The sequence below is a fragment of the Streptomyces sp. NPDC037271 genome, from assembly GCF_055603605.1.
The window spans coordinates 1-1,043 of the sequence record NZ_JBVJVN010000058.1; the positions used below are offsets into that span (position 1 = coordinate 1).

1 protein-coding gene is annotated in these 1,043 nt (G+C 75.0%); it reads left to right on the top strand.

Annotated features, from left to right (window positions below; genetic code table 11):
- Positions 1-36: 36 nt before the first annotated feature.
- A partial coding sequence (locus ACZ7G3_RS35705; protein ID WP_470930874.1) for a condensation domain-containing protein occupies positions 37-1,043 on the top strand: 1,007 nt, incomplete at its 3' end.

The window sequence follows — 1,043 nt, forward strand, 5'->3', positions numbered from 1 at the left end:
GACGACGGGTTCTTCGCGCTGGGCGGGGACAGCATCATGTCGATCCAGCTGGTCAGCCGGGCACGGCGGGCCGGTCTCGTCCTCACCCCGCGCGAGATCTTCGAGCACCGGACACCGGCCGCGCTGGCGGAGGTCTGCCGCACCGTCGGCGAGGAGGCGGCGGACGCCGTCGAGGATGACGGTACGGGTCCGGTCGAGGCGACTCCGGTGATGCGCTGGCTGCGGGAGTGGCGGGGCACGGCGGAGGGTTTCCAGCAGTCGGTGTTCCTGCGGGTGCCGGCCGGTCTGGGGGAGGAGCGGCTGACGGCGGCGGTGCAGGCGCTGCTGGACCATCACGACGTGCTGCGGTTGCGGGTGTCCGGGGACTGGGCGCTGGAGGTGGGGGAGCGGGGTTCGGTGGACGCCGCCCGGTGCGTCCGCCGGGTGCCTCTCGCCGATGCCGATGCGAATAGCGATGCCGATGCCGATGGTGTCGTGGTGGGGGAGGCGCGTGCGGCGGTGGCGCGGTTGGCGCCGGAGTCGGGTGTGGTGGTGCAGGTGGTGTGGTTCGACGCGGGTCCGGAGGTGTCGGGCCGGCTGTTGGTGGTGGTGCATCACCTGGCGGTGGACGGGGTGTCGTGGCGGGTTCTGCTGCCGGATCTGCGGCAGGCGTGGGAGTCGGTGGCGGCCGGTGGGCCGGTGCGGCTGGATCCGGTGGGCACGTCGTTCCGGCGCTGGGCGGGACTGCTCGGCGAGCGGGCGCACGACCCGCGGGTGACCGCCGAACTCCCGTACTGGCGGGAGACGACGGGAAGCGGCGAGCCGGCACTCGGCAGCCGGGAGCTGGACCCCGCCCGCGACACCGCCGGCACGGCAGGACGGCTGACGGTGACGCTGCCGGGGACGCACACGGCACCGCTGCTCTCCTCGGTCCCCGCCGCCTTCCACGGCGGAGTCGACGACGTGCTGCTGGGCGCGCTGGCCCTCGCGGTGCGCCAGTGGCGCGAGGCGCGGGGCGTGGACGCCGACGGCGGGGTGCTGGTCGACCTGGAGGGCCACGGCCG